20 protein-coding genes and 1 pseudogene are annotated in these 24,491 nt (G+C 70.3%); 9 read left to right on the top strand and 12 right to left on the bottom strand.

Features of this window, described 5'->3' with window-relative positions:
- Positions 1–9: 9 nt before the first annotated feature.
- The 3 genes from NGK70_RS04505 to NGK70_RS04495 all read right to left on the bottom strand — a co-directional run bounded on the left by NGK70_RS04505 (position 10) and on the right by NGK70_RS04495 (position 2,997).
- Entirely contained in the window at positions 10–1,146 is a 1,137-nt protein-coding gene (locus NGK70_RS04505) for a GGDEF domain-containing protein (RefSeq protein WP_251972178.1), read from the bottom strand.
- Positions 1,147–1,247: 101 nt separating this feature from the next.
- A complete protein-coding gene (locus NGK70_RS04500) occupies positions 1,248–2,354 on the bottom strand; it encodes a GGDEF domain-containing protein (protein WP_251972177.1) in 1,107 nt (368 codons plus the stop codon).
- A gap of 136 nt (positions 2,355–2,490) precedes the next feature.
- Entirely contained in the window at positions 2,491–2,997 is a 507-nt protein-coding gene (locus tag NGK70_RS04495) for an Lrp/AsnC family transcriptional regulator (protein WP_251972176.1), read from the bottom strand.
- A 200-nt stretch (positions 2,998–3,197) separates the two neighbouring features.
- Here NGK70_RS04495 and NGK70_RS04490 point away from each other — a divergent pair, with 200 nt between their 5' ends.
- On the top strand, positions 3,198–6,794 hold the full coding sequence (locus NGK70_RS04490; protein WP_251972175.1) for an indolepyruvate ferredoxin oxidoreductase family protein: 3,597 nt from the start codon (positions 3,198–3,200) through the stop codon (positions 6,792–6,794).
- Between the two features lie 7 nt (positions 6,795–6,801).
- On the opposite strand, the gene NGK70_RS04485 is transcribed toward NGK70_RS04490, so the two are convergent.
- The 3 genes from NGK70_RS04485 to NGK70_RS04475 form a co-directional block, all read right to left on the bottom strand.
- A complete protein-coding gene (locus NGK70_RS04485) occupies positions 6,802–7,890 on the bottom strand; it encodes a CAP domain-containing protein (RefSeq protein ID WP_251972174.1) in 1,089 nt (362 codons plus the stop codon).
- A gap of 219 nt (positions 7,891–8,109) precedes the next feature.
- Positions 8,110–8,898 (bottom strand): sulfite exporter TauE/SafE family protein, encoded by a 789-nt coding sequence (locus tag NGK70_RS04480; protein WP_251972173.1) that lies wholly within the window; start codon positions 8,896–8,898, stop codon positions 8,110–8,112.
- A gap of 141 nt (positions 8,899–9,039) precedes the next feature.
- Positions 9,040–10,131, bottom strand: coding sequence for an acyltransferase family protein (locus tag NGK70_RS04475; protein ID WP_251972172.1), 1,092 nt, complete (start codon positions 10,129–10,131; stop codon positions 9,040–9,042).
- 534 nt (positions 10,132–10,665) lie between these two features.
- Between NGK70_RS04475 and NGK70_RS04470 the strand changes: the two are divergent.
- The 5 genes and pseudogenes from NGK70_RS04470 to NGK70_RS04450 form a co-directional block, all read left to right on the top strand.
- Positions 10,666–11,079 (top strand): annotated as a pseudogene (locus tag NGK70_RS04470) (esterase-like activity of phytase family protein); the annotation flags it as partial.
- A 260-nt stretch (positions 11,080–11,339) separates the two neighbouring features.
- Positions 11,340–11,900 carry a hypothetical protein gene (locus tag NGK70_RS04465; RefSeq protein WP_251972171.1) on the top strand — a complete coding sequence of 187 codons (561 nt, stop codon included), beginning with the start codon at positions 11,340–11,342 and terminating at the stop codon, positions 11,898–11,900.
- 102 nt (positions 11,901–12,002) lie between these two features.
- A complete protein-coding gene (locus NGK70_RS04460; RefSeq protein ID WP_251972170.1) occupies positions 12,003–12,401 on the top strand; it encodes a response regulator in 399 nt (132 codons plus the stop codon).
- A complete protein-coding gene (locus NGK70_RS04455) occupies positions 12,398–13,036 on the top strand; it encodes a chemotaxis protein CheC (RefSeq protein WP_251972169.1) in 639 nt (212 codons plus the stop codon). Before NGK70_RS04460 ends, NGK70_RS04455 begins: the two co-directional genes overlap by 4 nt.
- A gap of 128 nt (positions 13,037–13,164) precedes the next feature.
- Positions 13,165–14,556: a GGDEF domain-containing protein gene (locus NGK70_RS04450; protein ID WP_251972168.1), complete on the top strand. Its 1,392-nt coding sequence runs from the start codon at positions 13,165–13,167 to the stop codon at positions 14,554–14,556.
- A gap of 87 nt (positions 14,557–14,643) precedes the next feature.
- On the opposite strand, the gene NGK70_RS04445 is transcribed toward NGK70_RS04450, so the two are convergent.
- The 4 genes from NGK70_RS04445 to NGK70_RS04430 form a co-directional block, all read right to left on the bottom strand.
- Positions 14,644–14,895, bottom strand: a complete 252-nt coding sequence (locus NGK70_RS04445; RefSeq protein ID WP_251972167.1) for a hypothetical protein — start codon at positions 14,893–14,895, stop codon at positions 14,644–14,646.
- Positions 14,896–14,971: 76 nt separating this feature from the next.
- Positions 14,972–15,922, bottom strand: a complete 951-nt coding sequence (gene gshB / locus NGK70_RS04440) for a glutathione synthase (RefSeq protein ID WP_251972166.1) — start codon at positions 15,920–15,922, stop codon at positions 14,972–14,974.
- Between the two features lie 40 nt (positions 15,923–15,962).
- Positions 15,963–17,144, bottom strand: coding sequence for a benzoate/H(+) symporter BenE family transporter (locus NGK70_RS04435; RefSeq protein WP_251972165.1), 1,182 nt, complete (start codon positions 17,142–17,144; stop codon positions 15,963–15,965).
- Positions 17,145–17,161: 17 nt separating this feature from the next.
- Positions 17,162–18,241, bottom strand: a complete 1,080-nt coding sequence (locus NGK70_RS04430; RefSeq protein ID WP_251973678.1) for an aminoglycoside phosphotransferase family protein — start codon at positions 18,239–18,241, stop codon at positions 17,162–17,164.
- Positions 18,242–18,390: 149 nt separating this feature from the next.
- On the opposite strand from NGK70_RS04430, the gene NGK70_RS04425 reads away from it, so the two are divergent.
- From NGK70_RS04425 to rsmA, 3 genes are all read left to right on the top strand, one after another.
- Entirely contained in the window at positions 18,391–20,943 is a 2,553-nt protein-coding gene (locus NGK70_RS04425; RefSeq protein ID WP_251972164.1) for an LPS-assembly protein LptD, read from the top strand.
- A 61-nt stretch (positions 20,944–21,004) separates the two neighbouring features.
- Positions 21,005–22,399: a peptidylprolyl isomerase gene (locus tag NGK70_RS04420; RefSeq protein WP_251972163.1), complete on the top strand. Its 1,395-nt coding sequence runs from the start codon at positions 21,005–21,007 to the stop codon at positions 22,397–22,399.
- A gap of 54 nt (positions 22,400–22,453) precedes the next feature.
- Entirely contained in the window at positions 22,454–23,221 is a 768-nt protein-coding gene (gene rsmA / locus NGK70_RS04415; protein ID WP_251972162.1) for a 16S rRNA (adenine(1518)-N(6)/adenine(1519)-N(6))-dimethyltransferase RsmA, read from the top strand.
- A gap of 258 nt (positions 23,222–23,479) precedes the next feature.
- Here the strand turns inward: rsmA and NGK70_RS04410 are convergent, their stop codons facing one another.
- Together NGK70_RS04410 and NGK70_RS04405 are read right to left on the bottom strand one after the other, a co-directional pair.
- Positions 23,480–23,875: a barstar family protein gene (locus NGK70_RS04410; RefSeq protein ID WP_251972161.1), complete on the bottom strand. Its 396-nt coding sequence runs from the start codon at positions 23,873–23,875 to the stop codon at positions 23,480–23,482.
- A gap of 38 nt (positions 23,876–23,913) precedes the next feature.
- Positions 23,914–24,246, bottom strand: coding sequence for a guanyl-specific ribonuclease (locus tag NGK70_RS04405; protein WP_251973677.1), 333 nt, complete (start codon positions 24,244–24,246; stop codon positions 23,914–23,916).
- Between the last annotated feature and the right edge of the window lie 245 nt (positions 24,247–24,491).

The following is a 24,491-nucleotide window of genomic DNA, read 5'->3' as shown; positions in this document are numbered from 1 at the left end:
GGCCCCGCCTCAGCCCAGTTCGGTGCGCCCGCGCCCGTCCGTCTTGGCGCGGTACATGGCCTGGTCGGCCTGCTCGATCGCCTGCTCGATGTCCTCCTCGGCCAGGCAGGCCGCCACGCCGGCCGAGAAATTGATCGCCAGCGGCGGCTCGGTCACGGCCAGCGGCACGGCCTGCAGGCGCCGGCGCAGCCGGTCCACACAGGCACGTGCCTGCTCGGGGGTGCTGTCGGGCAGCATCAGCAGGAACTCTTCGCCGCCCCAGCGCGCCACCACATCGGTGCTGCCGCGCAGTTCCTCACGCGCGAGCTGGCTGAAATGCTGCAGCGCCAGGTCGCCGATGGGGTGGCCGTGGCCGTCGTTGATGCGCTTGAAGTGGTCGATGTCCACCAGCACCAGCGAGACGTTCACCGGCACGCCGACACCGGCCTGGCGGCGCTGGCGCTCCAGCTCACGGCGGATCGCCTCGCCCATCGAGCGGCGGTTGAGCAGGCCGGTCAACTCGTCGTGGGCCGCCATCTCGCGGATGCGTTCCAGCGCCACGGCGAGATCCTGTTTCTGCTCCTGCAGGCGGCGACGCAACTGACCGAAGCGGATCGACAGCGCCGACACCGCCGCCGCCACGATGGCGGCGAACATGAAGTGCGCGCACTCCACCTGCGGCGGGTAGCGTTCGGGGTCGGTGCGGCTCTTCCAGGCCATCACCGTGGCGATCAGCAGGAAGCCGAACCACGCGAGTGCGCGGGCCTGCCCCGGCCGCAGCGCAAACATGCCGAACTGCAGGATCAGCACCATGATGGCCAGCACCGCACCACGCGCCGGCCCCGTGATCGCGTAGGACCAGGCGATCGACACCAGCGCGAAGGCGATCTGCGCAAAGGTCAGCGCCGGGTCGCGCTCATGGCGCAGGTTCAGCCCGCTGCGCACCACCGCGTAGAACAGCAGCGAGCCGCCCAGGTTGCAGGCAGTGAGCCAGTGGGACTGGGCCGCGTCGATCAGGCCGAGCATGACCTCCAGCTCCTGCAGGCCCGCGAAGACCACGAACACCAGCAGCGCCAGCAGGCACTGCGAGGCGCGCACGCGCTGGCGACCGGGCGGGCCAAGCAGGAGCATGGCGGCGCGGGACAGGGGGGCAGCGGGAGGGGACATGGGCGGATTTCGTCCGCCCACCCCTTGTCTGCAGGGCCCGTGGCGGCCCCGGCGTGAAGGGCATCACGCTCGCAACCACCGGCGCGCGTCGTCCAGGTCCTTCAGGCCGTCTCCGTGCGGCTGCGCCCGCCATTCTTGGCACGGTAGAGCGCCCGGTCGGCCCGCTCGATCGCGGCATCCACGTCGGTCGCCCCCTGGCAGGCCGTCACGCCCGCAGAGAAACGCACGGCGAGACCGTCGGCCACCTCGTCGAAGGGGCTGGTGTGCAGTTGCTCGCGCAGCCGTTCCACACAGGCCAGCGCCTGCTCCAACGTGGTATCGGGCAGCAGCAGCAGGAACTCCTCGCCCCCCCAGCGCCCCAGCACGTCGATCGCCCGCAGCGTGGACATCGCGCGCTCCGCAAAGCCGCGCAGCACCACGTCCCCGGCGCGGTGGCCATGGCCGTCGTTGATGGCCTTGAAGTGATCCAGGTCGATCATCACCAGTGCCACCGGCTCGCTCAGGCGTGCCTGGCGGGTGATGGCGGACTGCAGCGCATCGGCCATCGCCCGGCGGTTGGGCAGTCCAGTGAGCTCGTCGCGCGTGGCGAGCAGGCGGATGCGCTCCAGCGCCTCGGCCAGTTCGCTGCGCTGCAGCATCAGGCGCTGACGCAGCCGTGCCAGACGCGCCACCAGCACCCCCATCGCGGCGGCGGTGACCAGCGACAGCATGAAGAGCACGCCCTCCTCGCGCGGGTCGTGGCGGCCCGGATCGGACCAGGCCAGCCAGGCCATCACCCCGGCCAGTGAGAGCACGCCGAACAGCGCGGTGCCCCAGCCCTCGCGCGGCGTGAGCTTGGAGGCGCCGAACAGCACCACCAGCATGCTGATGGCAATCACCGCGCCCCGCAGCGGCCCGGCCAGGGCATAGGCCCCGCTGGCCGCCACGAGGCCGAAGAGCGTCTGCGGCAGCGTCAACGACGGGTCGCGTGCCAGCCGGTGGCTGGCGCCACTGCGCACCAGGGCCACGAAGAGCAGTGCCCCGCCGAGATAGAAGCCCATCCAGGTCAGCGAGGCTCTTGGCATGATCCCCAGCGCCACGGCCAGGCCCTGGCAGACGGCGAAGAGGCCATAGACCCCCAACGCGAGCAGGCTGTGGGCAACGCGAAGGCGTTGCTGGCGATCCGGCCCCAACAGCCAGCCGGCCCAGATGTGTGTGATGGATTGCACGATCCGTCACAGTGTAAGGACCTGCAACGCGCCGACACAATGGGATACGAACCACCCCCCGCGAATGAGCCAGCACGGCGGTCCATTCACGCAAAGTGGGGGTGGTTTTGCGCGACGCCCGCCCACCGCGGGTCGGCTACCGGCCGCGCACGTGGCTCAACGGCCAGGCCGCACCGGCCTTGACCTCGCCCAGCGAGAAGCTGGTGTGTACGTCCTTGACGTTGGGCAGTCGGAAGAGCACCTCCATCGCCCAGCGGGAGTAGGCGTCCAGGTCGGTGGCCACCACCTGCAGCTCGAAGGTGCCTGCGCCGCTGATGTAGTGGCAGGCCACCACCTCGGGCATCGCGCGGATGGCCGCCTCCAGCGCCTGGGTGGCCTCGGCGTTGTTGCGATCGGCATCCACCCGCACGAAGGCCAGCACGCCCAGGCCGATCTTGCGACGGTTGATCTCGGCCCGGTAGCCGGTGATGTAGCCCTGCTCCTCCAGCCACTTGACACGCCGCCAGGTGGGCGCCGCCGACAGCCCGATGCGCGACGCCAGCTCGGCATTGGACAGCCGCGCATCACGCTGCAGGGCGCCCAGGATGGCGATGTCGTAGCGATCCAGCGCGGCGCCATGGGCCTCGGCGGGGTCGTCATCCATCCCCCTGGTTTTCCCTGATACGGGTATTTTTGGCAATCTTGTTTCGCTTGGCATCGCTTTTCCTTTCCCGAATTGCTGCAAGTATCCTGTCTACGGCAAACATGGAAAACACCTGTTGGCGTGTGGTGCCTACACTGCAGCCATCACCCACCCCTGGTCCACCGCTCACGAGGCCCGGGCCGGACTGCAGGAACACCGCCATGAACGCCCCCCTCCCCGAAGCCGTGCGCCGCGCGCTCGAAGCCGTCACGCTGGACGACAAGTACGCCCTCGGCCAGGGCCGCGCCTTCATGAGCGGCGTGCAGGCCCTCGTGCGCCTGCCAATGCTTCAGCGCCAGCGCGATGCGCAGGTCGGGCTGAACACCGCCGGCTTCGTCAGCGGGTACCGCGGCAGCCCGCTGGGCGGCTACGACCAGGCGCTATGGGCGGCCAAGAAGCATCTGGCAGCCAACCACGTCGTCTTCCAGCCGGGCGTCAACGAGGAGCTGGCGGCCACCGCGGTCTGGGGCACGCAGCAGATCGAGTTCGACCCCGCGAACAAGAAGTACGACGGCGTCTTCGGCATCTGGTACGGCAAGGGCCCGGGGGTGGACCGCTGCTCGGACGTGTTCAAGCACGCCAACATGGCCGGCACCGCGCCGCACGGCGGGGTGATCGCGGTGGCCGGCGACGACCACGTGGCCAAGAGCAGCACCGCGGCGCACCAGAGCGACCACATCTTCAAGGCCTGCGGACTGCCGGTGTTCTTCCCCAGCAGCGTGCAGGAGATCCTCGACCTGGGCCTGCACGCCTTCGCGATGAGCCGCTTCGCCGGCGTGTGGACCGGCATGAAGACCATCCAGGAGGTGGTCGAGTCGGCCGCCAGCGTGGAGGTGGACCCGGACCGGGTCAAGATCCTGCTGCCCGAGGACTTCGAGATGCCACCGGGCGGCGTGCACATCCGCTGGCCAGACGCGGCGCTGCCGCAGGAGGCCCGGCTGATGGACTTCAAGTGGTACGCCGCGCTGGCCTATGTGCGCGCCAACCGGCTCAACCGCAATGTCATCAGCGGACCGAACGACCGCTTCGGCATCATCGCCAGCGGCAAGGCCTACAACGACACCCGCCAGGCGCTGGTCGACCTGGGGCTGGACGACGACACCTGCCGGGCGCTCGGCATCCGCGTGCACAAGGTCGGCGTGGTCTGGCCGCTGGAGGCCGCCACCACGCGCGAGTTTGCCGAGGGGCTCAGCGAGATCCTGGTGGTGGAGGAGAAGCGCCAGGTCATCGAGTACCAGCTCAAGGAGGAGCTGTACAACTGGCGCCCGGATGTGCGGCCCAACGTGCTGGGCAAGTTCGACGAGCCGGACGGCGATTTCACCGGCGGCGAGTGGAGCCAGCCCAACCCCAGCGCCAACACCCTGCTGCGCGCCACCGCCGACCTGACGCCCGCGCTGATCGCCCAGGCGCTGGCCAAGCGGCTGAAGAAGCTGGGCGTGCCGCCCGACGTGGCCGCGCGCATGGACCAGGGCCTGGCGGTGCTGGCCGGGCGCGACCTGAAGGGCGGCGGCAGCTGGAGTACCACCAGCGGCGAACTGGAGCGCAAGCCATGGTTCTGCAGCGGCTGCCCGCACAACACCAGCACCCGGGTGCCGGAGGGGTCGCTGGCGATGGCCGGCATCGGCTGCCACTTCATGAGCGTGTGGATGGGCCGCAGCACGGTGGGCTTCACCCAGATGGGCGGCGAGGGCGTGCCCTGGGTCGGCCAGGCCCCGTTCACGAAGCGCCCACACATGTTCGCCAACCTGGGCGACGGCACCTACTACCACTCCGGCGCGCTGGCGGTGCGCCAGAGCATCGCCTCCGGGGTGAACATCACCTACAAGATCCTCTACAACGACGCGGTGGCAATGACCGGCGGCCAGCCGGTGGACGGCATCCTCACCGTGCCGCAGATGACCCGCGAGCTGGAGGCCGAGGGCGCCAGGAAGATCGTCGTCGTCACCGACGAGCCGGCCAAGTACGACGGCGCCGTCGGGCTGGCCCCGGGTGTCACGGTGCGCCACCGCGATGAGCTGGACACGGTGCAGCGCGAGCTGCGCGAGCAGCCCGGCTGCACCATCCTGATCTACGACCAGACCTGCGCCACCGAGAAGCGCCGCCGCCGCAAGCGCGGCAAGATGGTCGACCCAGCCGTGCGCACCGTCATCAACGAGGCGGTCTGCGAGGGCTGCGGCGACTGCAGTGTGCAGAGCAACTGCCTGAGCGTCGAGCCGGTGGAAACCGAGTTCGGCCGCAAGCGCCGCATCAACCAGAGCAGCTGCAACAAGGACTTCTCCTGCGTGAAGGGCTTCTGCCCGAGCTTTATCACCGTCGAGGGCGGGCAGCTCAGGAAGCCGAAGAAGGAGCAGAAGGCCGACCCCTCTGCGCTGCCCGCGCTGCCGGAACCGGTGCTGCCGGTGGCCGAGCAGCCCTGGGGCATCGTGGTGGCCGGCGTCGGCGGCACCGGCGTGATCACCATCGGCCAGCTGCTGGGCATGGCCGCGCACCTGGAGGGCAAGGGCGTGGTCACGCAGGACAGCGCCGGCCTGGCCCAGAAGGGCGGCGCCACCTGGAGCCATGTGCAGATCGCCAACCGGCCCGACGCCATCCACAGCACCAAGGTGGACACCGCCAAGGCCGACCTGGTGATCGCCTGCGACGCCATCGTCGCCGCCGGCGCCAGCACGCTGCAGGTCACCCACCTCGGCCGCACCTTCGTGGCGATGAACTCGCACCGCACCCCCACCGCGGCCTTCGTCGGCAACCCGGACTGGCAGTTCCCCGGCGAGCGCTGCGAGGCCGCGCTGCTCCAGGCGGTGGGGGCCGACAAGCTCGGCAGCTTCGACGCCGAGCAGGTAGCGCTGCAGCTGCTGGGCGACGCCATCTTCACCAACCCGCTGATGTTGGGCTACGCCTGGCAGCGCGGCCAGGTCCCGCTGAGCCGGGCCGCGCTGCTGCGCGCCATGGAGCTCAACGGCGTACAGGTCGATGGCAACCGCACCGCCTTCGAATGGGGCCGCCGCTGCGCCCATGACCTGGCGGGCGTGCAGTCGCTGTTCAGCGCGCAGCAGGTGATCCAGATCGTCAGGCGCCCCTCGCTGGACGAGTTGCTGCGCCGCCGCGTCGAATTCCTGACCGGCTACCAGAACGCCGCCTACGCCGCCGAGTACGCCGCCTTCGTCCAGAAGGTGCGCGAGGCCGAGCAGCGCGTGCTGGCAGCGGGCTCAGGTGCGGCGCCCGCGCAGCTCAGGCTCAGCGAGGCAGTGGCGCGCTACCTCTTCAAGCTGATGGCCTACAAGGACGAGTACGAGGTGGCCCGGCTGCACAGCGACCCGGCCTTCCTGCAGCGCATCGCCGAGATGTTCGAGGGCGAGTTCAAGATCGTGCACCACCTCGCACCGCCGAAGTTCGCCGCCCGGGACGGCGACGGCCACCTCGTCAAGCGCCGCTGGGGCCCCTGGCTGAACCGCGCCCTGCCCTGGCTGGCAAAGCTGAAGGGGCTGCGCGGCAGCGCCTTCGACCCCTTCGGCGGCACCACGGAGCGCCGCACCGAGCGGGCGCTGATCGCCGAGTACCGCGCCACGATCGAGGAACTGCTCACCGGCCTGAGCGCCGAGCGCCTGGCCCAGGCGGCGGAAATCGCCCGCCTGCCGGAGGAGATCCGCGGATACGGGCACGTCAAGGAACGCCACCTCGCCGCGGTGCGGCCGCGCTGGGACAGCCTGATGGCGGCCTGGCGAGGCACTGCGGCCAGCCGCCGGCCGGCACGCACCTGAGCCCGCTTCACGGCACGATGCGGAACCGGTAGCGGTAGTCGCGCGGCACCCCGGCCGCGCGCACGCCCTGGATCAGCACCTCGTGCTCGATGTCGGGCTCGATGCCGGCGGCCTTGAACTGCAGGCTGTTGGGCAGCCCGTAGCCGTGGTGGTCGAAGCTCAGCTGGCTCACCACCAGCGGGCGGCCGTCGGCCCGGCGCACGCTGACGCTGGCGCCGCGGTAGTCCACCGCGGCATTCGCCGCCCGCTCGGTCAGGTCGACGATGGCGGAAAAGGACAGGAAGGCCTCCGGGTGGAAGTACCTGGCCGGATACACCCCCTGCGGCCAGGCCCAGTGGTCCGCCCGGGCCGAGCCGCCCAGGCCACCCGCATCGTTCAAGCCGCCGGCCACGTCCACCACGCTCAACGCCGCACCGTCGTGCAGCATCGCCCCGGCTCGGGCTCCCACCCGGCCGAAGGCCACGCGCTTCAGGAAGGGGTCGAGCATCCAGCGCCGGTGGCCGATGTTGCCGCTCACGCGATTGCCGATGTCGGTGAGGAAGCCGATCACCACGTCTTCGCTCCTGCGCGGCAGGCTGCCCGCGCTGCCCACCCAGAGGTGGATGTTGCTGCTGGCCGCACCCTGCGCCCCGGCCGCCGAGAGGCAGCGCCAGTGCGCCGACGGCGTGTGCGAGAGCTGGCCGTTGGCCGCGAACAGCAGCGCGGCGCGCATCACGGGCTCCTCCTGCGTGGCATCCCAGTCCACCGGGCCCAAGCCGTGCAGGCGGCGGATGTCGTTCAGCAGCGCCAGCGCGCGGGCCTGCTCGGTCGGCGCCAGACGGCCGGGGCGGCAACTCGCCAGATCGGGTGCCACCGCGTAGACACCCGCCCAGGGGCTGGCCGCATCGCCGCGCTCCGTCAGCGGTGCAGGGGTTGAGGTCGGCGGCAACGGCATCGGCTCCCACCCACCGCGGGCTGCGCTCGCCTCGACACCGAGCAGCAGGCCCGTCGCCAGGATGACCACCGGCACCGCCACCCGTTGCATCGGCCGGTACACGCCCCGGCGGCGCGTCCAGCGCCCCGCCACCCGCGACCATCGCCCCCACCCGCTGCGCATTCGTCCTCCCTGTTGGTATGTGCACCCGTCCGGGCAAGTGCCCGTGGGAACGACCGGGATTGTGGGAAGCGGGCAGGCAATCGCGCCCCGCGTGTTCAGGGGATGGCGGCGCAGCCCAGGGCCAGCGGGCGGGCTTCCGTCACGCGCAGGTGGCGCACCCGGCCTGGCCCCGGTGGCCCGGGGGTCGAAACCCGGGGCGCGGAACCCGGGACGGGAAACTCAGCGGCTGAAGAACACCGCAGCCATCACCAGGCCGGTGCCGATCACAATGGCCCGCACCGCCGCTGCGGGCAGGCGCCGGGCAATGCGTGCGCCGACAAAGCCGCCGCCGGTGGCTGCGGCGGCCATCACCAGCGCCTGCGGCCAGTGCACCGCCCCCGCCCAGGCGAAGGCCGCGACGCTCAGCAGCGACAACACCAGCGAGTTGAGGTTCTTCAGCGCGTTGGCCGTGTGGATGTGCGCCTCGCCAGCCAGCGCGTACAGCGCCATCAGCAGAATGCCGAGCCCGCCGTTGAAGTAGCCGCCATAGACCGCCACCAGGAGGAGCCCGCCGTTGCGCAGCAACGGGTGCGCGCCGCCACTGGCAGCATCACCGGCGCCGGTCGCGCGGCCGGCACGCAGGCGCAGCACGGCCAGCAGCCGCGGCCCGAGCGCGAACACCGCGGTGGCGAACAGCAGCAGCCACGGGACGATGGCCGAGAAAACCTTGGCCGGCGTGACCAGCAGCAGCAGCGCACCGGCCACCCCACCCACCGCGCAGATCAGCCCCTCGACCACCAGCAGTCGGCGCGGCAGCGCCGCCAGTTCCGCCCGAAAGCCCAGCGTGCTGCCCAGGTAGCCCGGGCTGACCGCCACCGCGCTGGTGGCGTTGGCGGCAATCGGCGGCACGCCGGTGAACACCAGCGCCGGGAAGGTCAGAAAGCTGCCTCCTCCCGCGATGGCATTGAGCACGCCGGCGCCGAAGGCGGCAGCAAGGAGGAGAGGCCAGGCGGAAGGGTCGATGAGCATGGAACGAAGCGGCAGCGGGGCCGCCATCCTCGCACAGGCCGCCGGCCGGCCAGGCCAAGCCAGGGACGGGCGGGCTCCACCAAGAGCGACCACGCATCTCAACGAGCGGCCCGCACTGGCCACCTTGCGCCGCCCGCACCCTCATCCGCTCCAGGCGCTGGATCGAATGGAAGTGCCCAAGCGCAAACGAATGGCGTCACGCAACCGGTTGCACAACGGTGTCAGCAGGACCACCGCCGCAAGGACCGACATCGCAGCAACCGCCGCGTGACGTGCGCTGCCTGGGTGCCACGGACTGACTGCGCAAACAAAGCACAGCACGGGATAGTGGATGAGATACAGGGGGAATGTGAGCGATCCGACCCAGCGAATCACCCCAGCAAAGGGGATGGAAGTCTTCTTTCGTGAGAACAGCGCCTGGGCAAGGAACAGGTGCAGCGAAAAGAAGATCCCGACGAAATAGTCGGCCAGCAGATTCCTGTTGAAGGGTCCCCGCCCCCAGGGGAACCGGAAGCCGAAATTATCCTCGGGAAAGGCGTCGACGATCTTGGGGCTGAGCACGAGAACCACTGCGGTCAGGAGAAACAACAGCGCCGACAGCGGGACAGGGATCTTGAACCGCGGGCGCATCCTGTAGACGGCAAAACCCAGGAGCCAGACGGGGAACAACGCAACGATCGTGCGACCGCCGAGCAACAGCAGCGCCGCAGCCAGCGGCAATCCGATGGCAGGCCGCAGGAAGAGCACCAGGCCCGCGACCGCGTAGTAGACCGCCTCGAAACTCAGCGACCAATAGGGACCGTTTGAACCCGGGGCAATGCCGCCGAACTGGAAAACCTGGAATTCGTTGACGAAGAAAACCGATGCGAGATACGCTTCGACGCTGGGCGGCTTCCACAACACGGTCTTGATCGCATAGAAGGGTGCATTGATGCTCGCACCCCAGGCGTCCAGCATCCATGTCAGCGGCAGCGCCACGGCCACCACGGAGTACAGCCGGCTGACCCGGGCCGAGATGTATTGGCGGGGCAGTTTCTCTCGCTCGCAGCTGACATACGCGATCACGTATCCAGACAGCACGAAGAAGATCGTGACCGCCGCATCACCAAAGGCGTTGGCGCCGTACCAACGGCGGTCGTGGGTGAATGGACTGCTCGACAGATGATCCAGAAATACCGCAGCCGCGGCAATGAACCGCACCAGGTCCAGATAGAGCGACAGGCTGAGGGGCATCGTTGAGTCATCCCCGGATATGTTCCATGCAGGGACCGGATTCATCATGGATGATCAGGGATCAATCCCGCGAGGTTCCTGGCCGCGGGGCCACCATGAGGCATGGGACGCCACAGGGACACCGGCATCCTACCCGCGCCCATGATCGCGCTGCAGGCCCGGCCCGCGGCCACGACGGGCAGGCCATGCGCTGGCCCTCACGTGGCAGTGCGCAGCCCACGACGCCCAGGCTGGCGCGGCAGGTCAGGACCGCACAGGCGCGTCGGCGAGGCCGGCAGGAGGCCTCCAGAGCCCATCGCGGGCGGCGCGACGGGCTGCTGCAGGCGGCTCAGACCGCCACGACGCGCCGCCCGGCGGCCCCCGGCCGCACCCGCAGGGCCTGGTCCGTCAGGGCGGTGTAGCTGCGGCGGGTCACGCTGTCCACGTAGACCCAGTCGGCGCGGCACTCGGTGGCCGTTGCGGTGAGCAGCAGGTAGCCGCGGCACGCAGTGGAAGTACCGCTTCGAGGCCGCCGGCAACGTCGCCGCCGACTTCCAGCTGCTGGATGCCTCGACCGGCCTGGTGATCGAGCGAGACGACGCCACCGAAGGCGCCGGCCCCGGCTGCCCCGAGGCGCCGCGTACGGACTGTTTCACCCGTCCGGCGAAGTTCAAGCGCATCTACAAAATCGACCTTAGCCAGCTCGACGCCGACGGCTTCGTGAAGAAGGTGGCCTACATCGACCTCACGAAGATCGCCAACCCGAAGCGCCTGGCCAAGGTGGGGCCGAACGAGGAGACCTTCGTGCTGCCGCACCTCGGCCCCGAGGGCCTGGCGGTGGTGGATGCCCGCCACATCGTGGTGGTCAACGACAACAACTTCCCCTACTCCTCGGGCCGCCAGATCGGCAAGCCCGACGACAGCGTGCTGACGCTGCTGGACATCTCCGCGCTGGTGGACGCCAAGTAATGGGCGAGGGGCGAGGGGCGAGGGGCGAGCGATGAGCGATGAGCGGCCCGGCCAGCCGCCAGGGGCGACGGCGCAGCACAGTGGTTACATGCGCTGACCAGCGCGGCGGAACCACGGCGCCGCGTTGCGGTCCAGCCACTGTGTGATTCTTGTCACAGTGCTTCATCGCCGACTTCCCTAGAGTCCACGCTCCCGTGTCGCCGCCCCACCCACCGTGTGGGGCGGCGACGCTCCGACCCCGTCCAGAACCTGCATTGACCATGGCCAAACAGATCCTCCGCCTTTCTCTGATCGCGCTCGCTGCCCTCGCTGCTTCTGCCGCCCAGGCCCAGTCCTCCGGCTGGACGCTGATGCCCGCCCTCAAGGACCCGAACTTCAAGCCGGAAGTCAGCATCGCCTTCACCGGCAACCGCGTGATGCCCGACCAGGGCGCCAACACGAATGCCTGGGGCCTCGACCTCAACATGAATTGCGGCCTGATCCAGTCGCCCGACAAGCGCATCCGCACCCACGTGAACTTCTCGCGCTCCAACAAGGGCGGCGTGCAGGGCACCAACTGGGAACTGTCGCCGCGCTACACCGCACCGGTGCAGGGTGCGCCCGGCCTGTCGATGGGCGTGGGCCCGAGCCTGGGGGTGTTCCAGTTCGACAGCGCCGCGGGCGACCGCACCTACACCGGCCTGGGTGCCGCCGCGGGGGCGAACTTCCGCGCCGGCCCGCTCTACACCGGCCTCGACGTTCGCTACCACTTCACCAACCGGCGCGGTGGCGAGCGGCTCGACCCGCTGACCTGGGGTGCCAAGGTCGGCGTGAACTTCTGATCCGCCGGGTCGCCCGAGGAAGGCCGCAAAGCGGCCTCAATTTGGAAAAATCAATCGCCAAAGGTCTCTGGATACTGCTCGGCAGTCCAACCGGAGACCCTCATGAGTGACCCGCACGCCACCATCCTGGTGGTCGATGACAGCAAGATCTCACGCAACATCGCCTGCGGCCTGATCCGCAACCGTTGCCCCGCCGCCCGGCTGGTCGAGGCGGGCGACGGCCCCGAGGCCATCGCCCAGGCGCGCGTGCATGCGCCGACGCTGGTCATCATGGACGTCAACATGCCCGGCATCAGCGGCATCGAGGCCGCGGCGTCCATCCTCTCCGAGCAGCCCGACACCCGCATCGTCCTGCTCACCGCCAACGTGCAGGCAGCCACCCTGGCCAGGGCCGAGGCCCTCGGCGTGGCGCTGTTTCGCAAGCCGATCAAGGGCGAGGTGATCGACGCCATCCTGGCCCTGCTCGATGCGCCCCGCACGGCGGTCGAGGTGTGCCCGTGATCGAGCTCGACGACGACAGCCGCGATGCCCTGGCCGAGGCGTTCAACCTCGCGCTGGGCGAGGCAGCGGCCTCCTTTGCCGACATCGTGCACGAGGAGATCCAGATGACGGTACCGGTGGTCGAGCTGCTGCCGCGTGCCGAGCTGGTGCGCCAACTGCAGGGCCTGCCGCGCCAGGGCGCCACGACCAAGCTGTGCAGCATCGCGCAGCGCTTCGACCGCCAGCAGGGCGGCCTGTCCACCGAAGCCGTGCTGCTGTTTCCCGAGCACGGCAGCCTGGAGATCGTGCGCCGCATGCTGGGCGACTGCTCGCCCGCGGCCGAGCAGATCAGCGAGCTGGAGCAGGACGCCCTGGCCGAGGTGGGCAACATCATCATCAACAGCTGCATGAACAGCCTGGCGCACATCTTCGACGCGGAGATGATCGGCACCCTGCCGGGCGTACGCTCGGCCGAGCCGCAGGAGCTGTTCGCCAGCCACCCCGGCAACGAGATGGTGCTGATGGCGCGCATCGGCATGAACATGCTGGCCCAGCAGATCAGCGGCTACGTGCTGTTCCTGATGGAGCTGTCGGCGCTGGAAACCGGCATCGAACGCATCCGGCACTTCTTCGAACTCGACCCCACACCGGCATGAGCCCCGTCCGCCCGGCGTCCTCACACGTGACCGCCTCTGTGACTGCCTCTGCAACCGCTCCCGTGGCTGCGACCGTGATCGCGGCCGTTCCCCCGCCCACGAAGGCGCCCGCGGCGCCGCCCTGGCCCATGCATCACCTGCTCGACACCATCGACTTCGGCCTGCTGGTGCTCGACCGGGACGCCCGCATCGTCATGGCCAACCGCTGGGTGCGCGAGCGCATGCGCAGCGTGCCGGAGCCGGTCGGGCGCCGCCTGGCCGACGTCTGGGGCGGCAGCATCGACCCGCGCCTGCTGTTCGCGGTGCGCGAGTGCCTGGAGTTCGGCCACTCGCTGCGGCTGTCGCACGCCTTCCACCCGGTGCCGCTGCCGCTGTTCCGCCCGGGCGATGCCGGCGACGAGCGCATGCGCCACGCGGTGGACGTGATCGCGACGCTGCCGCCGCAGGGCTCGCCCGAGGGTGCCCGCCAGGGCAATGGCGCACTGCAGTGCGTGCTGCAGATCCGCGACATGAGCGAGATCGCCCGGCGCGAACGCCTCCTCAAGGACCAGGCCCGCCAGCTGCGCATCGAACTACAGCGCGCCACCGAGGTGCAGCAGGAGCTCGCCCGGCAATCGCTGCGCTTTCGCGAGCTGGCCCGCCAGGCGTCGGTGGGGCTGTTCGAGACCGACGCACAGGGCCAGCTCAGCTACTGCAACGAGCGCTGCGCGCAGATGCTCCACGTCGATGCGCTCGCCCAGCTGGGCCGCCACTGGCTGAACATGCTGCCGGGCGACGACGTCGCCCGCCTGGGCCCGCGCTGGAACGCGGCCAGCAGCGCCCAGGTGCGCTTTGCCGACGAGCTCTGCCTGGGCGCGAGCGGTGCCGAGACCTGGCTGCGCATCGAGGCCGGTCCGATCCTGGATGCGCACCGGCTGCCGGCGGGCTTCATCGGCACGGTGACCGATGTCACCGAGTTCCGCGAGCACGCCCGTCGCAACGAATACCGCGCCAACCACGACGCGCTGACCGGCCTGGTCAACCGCGAGCGCTTCGCCGAGCGGGTGCATGCGGCCATCGCCGAGGCGCAGCGGCTCGGGCAGCGCGTGGCCATCCTGTTCCTCGACCTGAACCACTTCAAGCAGATCAACGACGAGCACGGCCACGCGGTGGGCGACACCGCGCTGAAGGCGGCGGCCCAGCGCATGCGGCGCTGCCTTCGCAGCGACGACATGGTCGCCCGGCTCGGTGGCGACGAGTTCGCCGCGCTGATCCCCAACGCCCCGGAGGACGCCAGCCTGGAGCGCATCCTGGGCAAGCTCTCCAAGGCGATCGCGCTGCCACTCAACGTCGGCAGCTGCTGCCTGCGCATCGGCTGCTCGGTGGGCATGGCGATCTACCCGGACCACGCCGCCGACCCCGCCAGCCTGCTGGCCCACGCCGACGAGCAGATGTACCAGCGCAAGCGCCAGGCCCACGCGGCTGCGGCGGCCGGGGCAGCACCACGGCTGCGGCTGGTGGAGGAGGCACCGCTGCGCTGAACAAGCGCGGCCGCGCAGGCGGCTCTTTCTGGCTCTCTTTGGCTCTCGTTGGCTCTCTTTGGCTCTGTTGCTGCGCACTCCCGGCCCTCAGCGCGGCCGCGGCGCTTCCCGGCACAGGCTGCGTTTCTCGAACCAGTACACGACGTTGCCGACGATCACCACCGAGCCGGAGATCACCGCTGACACCGACGCCACCGCGCCGAGCGCCACCAGCGCGCCAGCGCAGCCCTCGTTGACGCAGTGGCCGAGGGTGCCGATCTGCTGCACGTCCAGCACCATCTGGCGGCTGGTGATCTGGCAGTCCTCGTCGTAGACCTGCACGGTGCGGGGCACGAACACGCAGCCAGCCAGCGCCAATGCGCAGGCCACGGCCAACAGACACCGCCGGGGAGGCGCCCGCACGGCCTGCCGCCCCTCAGGCCAGGGCGGCTTCGAGGGCATCGATGAACAGCGCCGCCACGTCGCAACCCGTCTGGTCGGTGATTTCCTGGAAGCAGGTCGGACTGGTGACGTTGATCTCGGTCAGGCAGTTGCCGATCACATCCAGCCCCACCAGCAGAAGCCCACGCGCGGCCAGGATCGGGCCGAGCGCCTCGGCAATCGCCCGGTCGCTGTCCGACAGCGGTTGCGCCACACCCTTGCCACCGGCGGCCAGGTTGCCGCGGATCTCGCTACCCTGCGGGATGCGCGCCAGGCAGTAGGGCACCGGCACGCCGCCGATCAGCAGGATGCGCTTGTCGCCCTGGACGATCTCGCCCAGGTAGCGCTGCACCATCACCGTGGTGGCGCCGCCCTGGTTGAGCGTCTCGATGATCGAACCGAGGTTCAGCCCGTCCGGCCCGACGCGGAAGATGCCCATGCCACCCATGCCGTCCAGCGGCTTGAGGATGATGTCGCCCTGCTCGGCATGGAAGGCGCGGATCGCTGCCGCCTCGCGCGCGACCAGGGTCGGGGCGATGAACTGCGGAAACTCCAGGATCGCCAGCTTCTCCGGGTGGTCACGCAGCGCCTGCGGGCGGTTGAAGACCCGCGCACCCTCGCGCTCGGCCTGCTGCAGCAGGTGGGTGGCGTAGACGTACTCGCTGTCGAAGGGAGGGTCCTTGCGCATCAGCACCGCGTCGACATCGGCCAGCGCCAGCTCCTGCGTGGCGACCACCTCGTACCAGTCGGCCTGCTCTCTGCCAGTCAGGATCAGCGTGCGCGCGTTGCGAGCCACCACCCGGCTGCCGCGCACCCAGACCAGGTCGGTCGGCTCGCACACGTGCAGGCGATGACCGCGCCGCGCGGCCTCACGCATCATCGCGAAGGTGCTGTCCTTGTAGGTCTTGAAGGTCTCGATCGGGTCGGCAACGAAGAGCAGGTCCATGAGGGGTTCCGTGAATCGCAGGGGCTCCGGCACGCCCGGGTCAGCGGGCGCGCCAGTGTTGCACAGCCACCGCCAGCGCGCCGGCCACCACGCCCCAGAAGGCCGCGCCGATACCCAGCAGGCTGACGCCGCTGAGCGTGACCAGGAAGGTGATCAGCGCCGGCTCGCGCCACTTCGGCGTCTCCAGCGCCGTGGCCAGTGCGCCGCCGATGCTGCCCAGCAGCGCCAGCCCGGCCACCGCCAGCACCAGCGCCTTCGGGAAGGCGGCGATCAGCCCCACCACCGCGCCGCCGGCCAGCCCCATCGCCAGGTAGAACAGCCCGGCCATCACGCTGGCGGTGTAGCGCCGTGCCGGGTCCTCATGCGCCTCGCGGCCCATGCAGATCGCCGCGGTGATGGCCGCCAGGTTGTAGGCATAGCCGCCGAAGGGCGCAAGCAGGAGGTTGACCACGCCGGTGGCGGTGATCACCGGCGAGACGGGGATCGCGTAGCCGGCCGCGCGCTGCGCCGCCACGCCTGGCAGGTTCTGGGAGGCCATCGTCACCACGAACAGCGGCAGCGCCACGCCGACCAGGGCGCGCGCGCTGAACTCGGGCGTCGTCCACACCGGCTGGGCCCAGCGCAGCTGCACGGCCTCCAGGTGCAGCTGGCCCAGCAACGCCGCGAGCAGCAGCCCGGCGACCAGCACCGCCGGCACCGCGTAACGCGGCCAGAAGCGCCGGCCGAGCAGGTAGACCAGCAGCATGCTGCCGACCAGAGCAAAGTCGCTGCGCAGCGCCGCAAAGGCATCCAGCGCGAAGCGCGCCAGCACGCCGGCCAGCAGCGCGGCCGCCAGCGGCTGGGGGATGCGGTCCATCACGCGCTCGAAGGCCCGGGTGGCACCGGCCAGGGTGATCAGCCCGGCGCAGACGATGAAGGCGCCGATGCCTTCGGCCAGGCTGACCCCGGCACCGGCCGTGACCAGCAGCGCCGCACCGGGCGTGGACCAGGCGGTCAGCACCGGCTCGCGATACCACAGGCTCAGGCCGGCACTGCTCAGGCCCATGCCGATGCCCAGCGCCCACATCCAGGAGGTGAGCTGCTCGGCGGAGGCGCCCAGGCCCTGGGCGGCCTGGAAGATGATCACCACCGAGCTGGTATAGCCCACCAGCACGGCGACGAAGCCGGCCACCACCGACGACAGCGCGAGGTCGCGCCCGAAACGGCGCAGTGCGCTGGGCATGGCGGGGCCGCGGCCGGTCAGAAGGTGTAGCCGTCGCGGGCGCGGACGTCTTCCAGCCGCTCCAGCAGGCGTGCCAGCGGCGTGAGCACGGAGTAGCGCATCGCCACGTGGTGGGCGTAGCGCCAGACCAGCGGCAGGTCCTTCAGGTAGCCGTCCTTGCCGTCGCGGTGGGACAGGCGCGCGAAGATGCCCAGAACCTTCAGGTGGCGCTGCAGGCCCATCCACTCGTAGTCACGCCAGAAGCTGCCAAAGTCATCCGCCACCGGCACGCCGGCTTTGCGGGCGCGCTCCCAGTAGCGCGCGGCCCAGTCGATCTGGATGGCCTCGTCCCACTCGATGTAGGCGTCGCGCAGCAGCGAGACCAGGTCGTAGCTGGCCGGGCCGGCCACCGCGTCCTGGAAGTCGAGGATGCCCGGGCCGCTGCCCTCGGCCAGTTCACCCGGGCCACCCAGCGGCAGCATCAGGTTGCGGCTGTGGTAGTCGCGGTGCACCAGCACGGCCGGCTGGGCCAGGCAGGTCTTCAGGATGAGGTCGAAGCAGCGCGCCAGCTGCTCACGCTCCCGGTCCGTCAGCGTGGCGCCGCGGTGGCGAGCCACGTACCACTCGGGGAAGAGGTCCAGCTCGCGCTGCATCAGCGCGCGGTCGTAGGCCGGCACGGCCGCCGTGGCGTCGATGCGCTGCAGCCTCACCAGCGTGTCGATGGCGTCCCGGTAGAGCCCGTCGGCGCGCCGCAGGCCCGCCCCGCCGGACAGGTCGAGCGACTGCAGCTCGGCCAGGTAGGTGCGATCGCCCAGGTCGGACAGCAGCATGAAGCCCTGCGCCTCGTCCCAGGCCAGCACTTGCGGCGCCGCCAGGCCGGCGCCACCGAGCAGGCCGGCCACCTGCACGAAGGGGCGGCAGTCCTCGTGGCTGGGCGGCGCGTCCATCACGATGCGGCTGGGCTGGCCCGCCTCACGCGCATCCAGGCGCAGGTAGCGGCGAAAGCTCGCATCCGCACTGGCCGGCCGCAGCGTGGCGGGGTCGAGCCCCTGCTGGGCGGCGACACCGGCCAGCCAGGCGTCGAAGGCGGCGTGGCGGGCGGGGTCGGTCCAGGTCACCTCGCTCGACGGAGCAGGGGAGGTCGGGGCGGCGGGAGAAACGGAGTCGGCAGCGGGATTCAAGGTGATCGGCGGCAGGCCCGCGTGAAATAATCGATCGATTCTAGCGAGCGGGGTACCGCGAGCCGTCCGCCATTGCCGACCCGACCTTGCCTGCCGCCCGCCGTCCCCTCGCCCGCCCGACCTGCCCACCCGTCCACCTGGCCGTGCGCCCGCTGGTCAGCGCACTGCTGGTCGCGCTGGCAGGCCCCGCGTTCGCGGCCACGAACCTGGCCACAGACCCTGCCACCGATGCGGCCACGGTGGCCGCCGCCAGCAAGGCGGCAGCCAGGCGCCAGCCGCCCCTGAGCTGCCGCCCGGCCAACTGGCGTGCCCCCGCCGAGGGGCTGCGGCTGGCCCCGCGCAGCGCGGCCGACGCCACGCTGCTGAGCTTCGAAGCCGACCGCCTGGAGGGCTCCATCGGCAGCCAGCTGCGCGCCACCGGACGGGTGCAGCTGCAACGCGGCGAGATGGCCCTGCAGGCCGACGAGCTGGAGTACGGCCTCGCCAACGACCGCCTGCGCGCCCGGGGCGACGTGCAGCTGCTGCGCGGCGAGGACCGCTTTGCCGGTGCCGAGCTGGACATCGACACCGAGCGAGTCACCGGCCACGTGCTGAAGCCTCGCTACCACTTCGCCCTCACCGACGCCGGGGGCCGTGCCGAGCGCATCGACTTCCTCGGCCCCAATCGCCTGGAGGTGAGCGGCTCCAGCTACAGCAGCTGCAAGGTCGGCGACGACGAGACGCCGCCCTGGGTGCTGACGGCCCGGCGCATCCGGCTGGACTTCAACACCAACGAAGGCCTTGCCGAAGGGGCGGTGCTGCGCTTCCAGGACGTGCCCATCCTCGCCCTGCCGGTGCTGAGTTTCCCGGTCACCGAAGACCGCAAGTCCGGCTGGCTGCCGCCGAGCATCGACCTTTCGACCACCAACGGCCTGGTGGTGGCGGTGCCGTACTACTGGAACATCGCCCCGAACTACGACGCCACGCTCACGCCGACGATCTCGCTCAAGCGCGGCGCGGGCCTGGACAGCGAGTTCCGCTACCTGCAGCCGCGCCTGAGCGGCGAGACCGCGCTGGCCTGGCTGCCGCAGGACCAGCTGGCGGGGCGGGACCGCTGGGCCGCGCGCTGGGATCACCGCGGTCAGCTGGGCAGCGACGTGGACATCGATGGCCACCTGCTGCGCGTCTCCGACGATGCCTACTGGAACGACGGCCTGCGTGGCGCCTCCAACCTGACGCCGCGCCTGCTCGGCTCGCAGGCCCGGGCACAGCAGCGCCGCAGCCTGCGCCTGGGCGTGATCGGCCCGGTCGACCAGTGGCTGTACGCCTCGGCCCAGACCTGGCAGGTGCTGCAAAGCAGCGACAGCAGCGGCACGATCACCGCCCCGTACCGGCGCATGCCACAGGTTGGCGCCCGCTGGGCCGGGCTGGGCAGCGAGCTGGAGTGGTCGCTGCAGGCCGAGGCGAACCGCTTCGAGCACGAGGACCCGACCCTGACCAAGGGCAGCCGCGCCCACCTGCTCGGCACGCTGGCCTGGCACCTGGGTGACGGCGGCTGGCAGCTCACGCCGCGGCTGCGCTTCAACGCGGCCGCCTACGACATGGACCAGGCGCTCAGCGACGGCCGCCGACGGGCCTCCCGCTTCATCCCGACCGTCAGCCTGGACAGCAGCTGGACCTTCGACCGCCCGCTGACGCTGTTCGGGCGCGCCCTCACCCAGACCCTGGAGCCGCGCCTGCTGTACGTGCAGACACCCTGGCGTGAGCAGTCGGCGCTGCCCAACTTCGACAGCGCCGCACTGGATTTCAACGCCACCACGGTGTTCCACGACGCGGCGTTCTCGGGTGTCGACCGGGTGGCCGACACGCAGGGCGTCACCGCCGGGCTCACGACACGCTTCATCGATGCCGGCTCCGGCGTCGAGCTGGGTCGCCTGGGTCTGGCGCAGCGCTACCTGCTGCGCGACCAGCGCATCACCGGCGACGGCGTGCCGCTGACGCAGCGCTTCTCGGACGTGCTGCTGCTGGGCTCGACCAGCGCCATCGCGCGCTGGTCGCTCGGCTCCACGGTCCAGTACAACCCCGAGATCAGCCGCGTCACCCGCTCCACCGGCACGGTGACCTACTCGCCAGGCCCCTTTCGCACGGTGCATGCGAGCTACTCCTTCCAGCGCGATGCGAGCGAGCAGTACGCGCTGGGCTGGCAGTGGCCGGTGCTGGGGCGCGGGGCACCGCTGTCCCTGCCCGCCGGCGCGGCGGCCCAGGCCAACACGGCGCTACGCGCGGCGGGCGGCAGCAGCGGCAGCAGCGGCAGTGGCGGCAGTGGCGGCAGCTGCGAAGGCACGCTCTACACCGTCGGCCGCATCGACTACAGCAAGCGCGAGCGGCGCGTCAGCGGGGCGCTGGCCGGCTTCGAGTACGACGCCGGCTGCTGGATCGGCCGCGTGGTGGCCGAACGGCGCTCCACCGGCGCCAGTGCCGCCACCAGCCGGCTGATGCTGCAGCTGGAGCTGGTCGGCCTGTCCCGGCTGGCCCTGGGCAGCAACCCGCTCTCGGCGTTGAAGGACAATATCCCGGGTTACAGGTTGCTGCGTGAGCGTGGCAGTGCCTCTGGTTCCTCTTCGACCTCCGTGGGCGATGGCGGCAGCGCCGAACCGTGACCGACTGCCGAGCCGAACGCCGCTCCCTTCGCCCAGCCCCTAGCAGAGCCCCTTCCTGCGCATGCCCACCATGACCGACCTGCCGCCCTCCGCCCCGAGCCGCCGCCCCCGCGCGCCCAGGCTCGCCGTTGCCGCGGCACTTGCGCTGCTCGGCGCCGGCCTGCAGCTCGCGGCCACCCCTGCCACGGCCCAGACCGCAGCCGCCATCCGCGCAGCGGAAGCCGCCTCACCCCGGCGCGCGGGTGACCACATCGTGGCCGTGGTCAACCGCGAGCTGGTCACCAACAGCGAGGTGCTGCAGCGCGTGGCCCAGGTGGAGCGCGAGGCTGCCCGCAGCGGCACACGCGCACCGACGCGCGACGAACTGCTGCGCAGCATGCTCGACCAGCTGATCGACGACCGCGCCCAGCTCAGCCATGCGCGCGAGACGGTGTCGCGCATCGAGGACGTCGAACTCGACCGCGCGGTGGGCGCCGTGGCCGCACAGAACCAGCTCAACCTGGCCCAGCTGCGTGAGCGCCTGCGCGGCGAGGGCATCGACTACCAGCGCTTTCGCGACAACCTGCGCGACCAGATGCTGCTCGATCGGGTGCGCGAGCGCGACGTGCAGGCCCGCATCCGCATCACCGACACCGACATCGAGAACTGGCTGAACGAGCAGCGCCTCAAGGCCGGGCTGTCCACCGAGCTCAACGTGGCGCAGATCCTCATCACGCTGCCCGAGAACGCCAGCATCGCCGAGACCGCCGAGCGCCGCTTGCGCGCGGTTCAGCTGTTGCAACGCCTGAAGGCGGGCGAGGACTTTGCCGCACTGGTGCGCGAGGCCTCCGAAGGCAGCAAGGACAAGGGCGGCGAGCTCGGCCTGCGCCGCTCCGACCGGCTGCCGGACCTGTTCGTCGATGCCGTGTCCCCGCTGCGCCCGGGCGAGGTCGCGCCGCAGGTGCTGCGCTCCGGCGCTGGCTTCCATGTGCTCAAGCTGATCGAGCGCAAGGAGGCCAACCTGTCGGTGGTGCAGCAGCACGCCCGGCACATCCTGCTGCGCCCCGGCCCGCAGCTGACACAGCAGGCGGCCATCACCAGGCTGCAGGACTTCAAGCGCCAGGTCGAGGCGCGGCGCGCCCGCTTCGAGGACCTGGCCAAGCAGCATTCCGAGGATGGCAGTGCCGCCTCCGGCGGTGACCTCGGCTGGGCCGGACCGGGCCAGTTCGTGCCGGAGTTCGAGCAGGTGCTGACCGCGCTGCCCGCCGGCGCGGTGTCCGAGCCGGTGGTGTCGCGCTTCGGCGTGCACCTGATCCAGTTGCTGGAGCGCCGCAGCGTGGACCTTGACGTGCGCCAGCAGCGCGAGGCCGCCCGCAGCGCCCTGCGCGAGTCCAAGTACGAGGAGGCCTACAACGAGTGGGCCCGCGAGATCCGCGCCCGCGCCTACGTCGAGCTGCGCGACCCGCCTGGCCCCTGAATACCCGCTGCCCCCCCTTTTGTCGACCCCACGAACCCGAGGCGCCCTGCCGACGTGAAAGCCCATCAACCGCGCAAACGCTTCGGCCAGCACTTCCTGACCGACTCCGGTGTCATCGACGACATCGTCCGCTGCATCGACCCGCAGCCGGGCGAGCCGCTGGTCGAGATCGGCCCGGGCCTGGGAGCGCTCACCAACCCGGTGGTGGCCCGCTGCCGCCAGCTCACCGTGATCGAACTCGATCGCGACCTGGCCACCCGCCTGCGCAAGCGCAGCGAGCTGCAGGTGGTGGAGGCCGACGTGCTCACGGTGGACTTCACCGCGCTCGCGGCCGAGCGCGGGCGCAAGCTGCGCGTGATCGGCAACCTGCCCTACAACATCTCCAGCCCGATTCTCTTCCACCTGCTGCAGCACGTGGGGGCGGTCGAGGACCAGCACTTCATGCTGCAGAAGGAGGTCGTGCGCCGCATGGCCGCCCAGCCCTGCAGCAAGGACTACGGCCGGCTGTCGGTGATGCTGCAGTGGCGCTACGACATCGAGGACCTGCTCGACGTGCCACCCGAGGCCTTCGATCCGCCACCGCAGGTCGACTCGGCCATCGTGCGCATGCTGCCACTGCTCACCCCGCCCAAGCTGGACACGAAGTTGCTCGAAGAGGCGGTGGCCGTGGCCTTCTCGCAGCGCCGCAAGCTGCTGCGCCACAGCCTGGGCCGCTGGCTGGAGGCCCGCGTGGACGCCCCGGCCTTCGACCTGCAGCGCCGCGCCGAGGAGGTGCCGGTGGCCGACTACATCGCCCTGGTGCAGGGCCTGGGTCAGCCCTGAAAAGCACGAAGCCCGCACGCGGCGGGCTTCGTGAGGTGGCGGCTCGGCAGGAGCCGCCCCGTGGATCTCTTCGATCTGGATCCGTCGATCAGGCTGCGGCAGCCAGTGCCGCGGTGTCGAACGCGCTGCTCATCACCGGCATGTGCGGCGCGAAGGTCGGCGCTGCGTTCTTGCTCGGCTTCGGCGGCGGCTTGACCGGCTGCTGCTCGACTTGGGCCCCATCCGCCCGCTCCCCTGGGCCTTGTTCCTGGGAGCGGGCTACTGAAAAGAATAGAAGCATCTGAAGGGTATCTTGCGTTCCCCCCAGAAGTCCGCGGCGTCTCGAAAGACATCCAACAACTGCTCGCGCACCTCGCGGTCAAAGCGAGGGTTGTCCGGCAACTGCTCCAGCACGACGATGAAGCCCTGCTGGGCCCCCGACTTGTTGACCATGTCGGTCAGGCAGTCGTACAGCGCATCCATGTTCTTGCCGAAGTGGCTCGGGAACAGGAAGGCCTGGGCGATCCCCTCCAGCACCTCCGGCTTGGTCTGCGCCTTCGAAAGATTGGCGTATAAAAAGTGATAGCCCATGTCCTGGGCTGCCGACATCAGCTCATCCACGCGGAAAGCGCGGATCGCTTGTACGATGTTCGGACGCACGGTCTGCAAAATCATGATGGTCCCTAGCGGGTCTCTCTCGATCCTCTTCGATCTCACTGCACGATACGGCGGAAGCTCGCGTAGTGGTCCTGTGTGTAGTAACAGACTTCCGGTGCGGTCCGCGAGTTCCCGCCACACACGATGCGCCGCGCGCCCCGGTCACGAGAACCTGGTGTCGGGACGGTATATTCCAAGTAGTAGCCGCGGGGGTGCCGAGGCAACTGCCGCTCCCGGTTCCCGAACACCGAGCCGTCCTTTCTCGGGTAAGGGAATGGCCCACCCGACAGGATGAGCCGGTAGGTCTGTTGAGCCTGCTCTGGCAGCGTCGCCAGGGCCACGATGTCACTGGAAGACTGCGCCGCCTGACGCGCCTGGGCCGTTGCCAGCCAGCCGCCCGAGCCCGCGAGCACCGCCCACACGAACAGCGCACCCACCAACGCGCCCCAGATCCGGGCCAAAAATTGCTTGTAACTGCCCGACCGCTGCACAGACGCCACGGGTTTTCCTGTATGCCGAAGGCGAAATGGTACCGAAACAGCCTCCGGATCTCAAGGCTCTGCTGCAAATTCAGGCGACAAGACAGGTCTTCAGCAGCAAGTCAGCATGTACTCACTGCCGTGAATTTCGCGTT

The sequence above is a fragment of the Sphaerotilus microaerophilus genome, assembly GCF_023734135.1.
Lineage (GTDB): Bacteria > Pseudomonadota > Gammaproteobacteria > Burkholderiales > Burkholderiaceae_C > Sphaerotilus > Sphaerotilus microaerophilus.
This window is presented reverse-complemented; position numbering and strand designations above follow the sequence as displayed.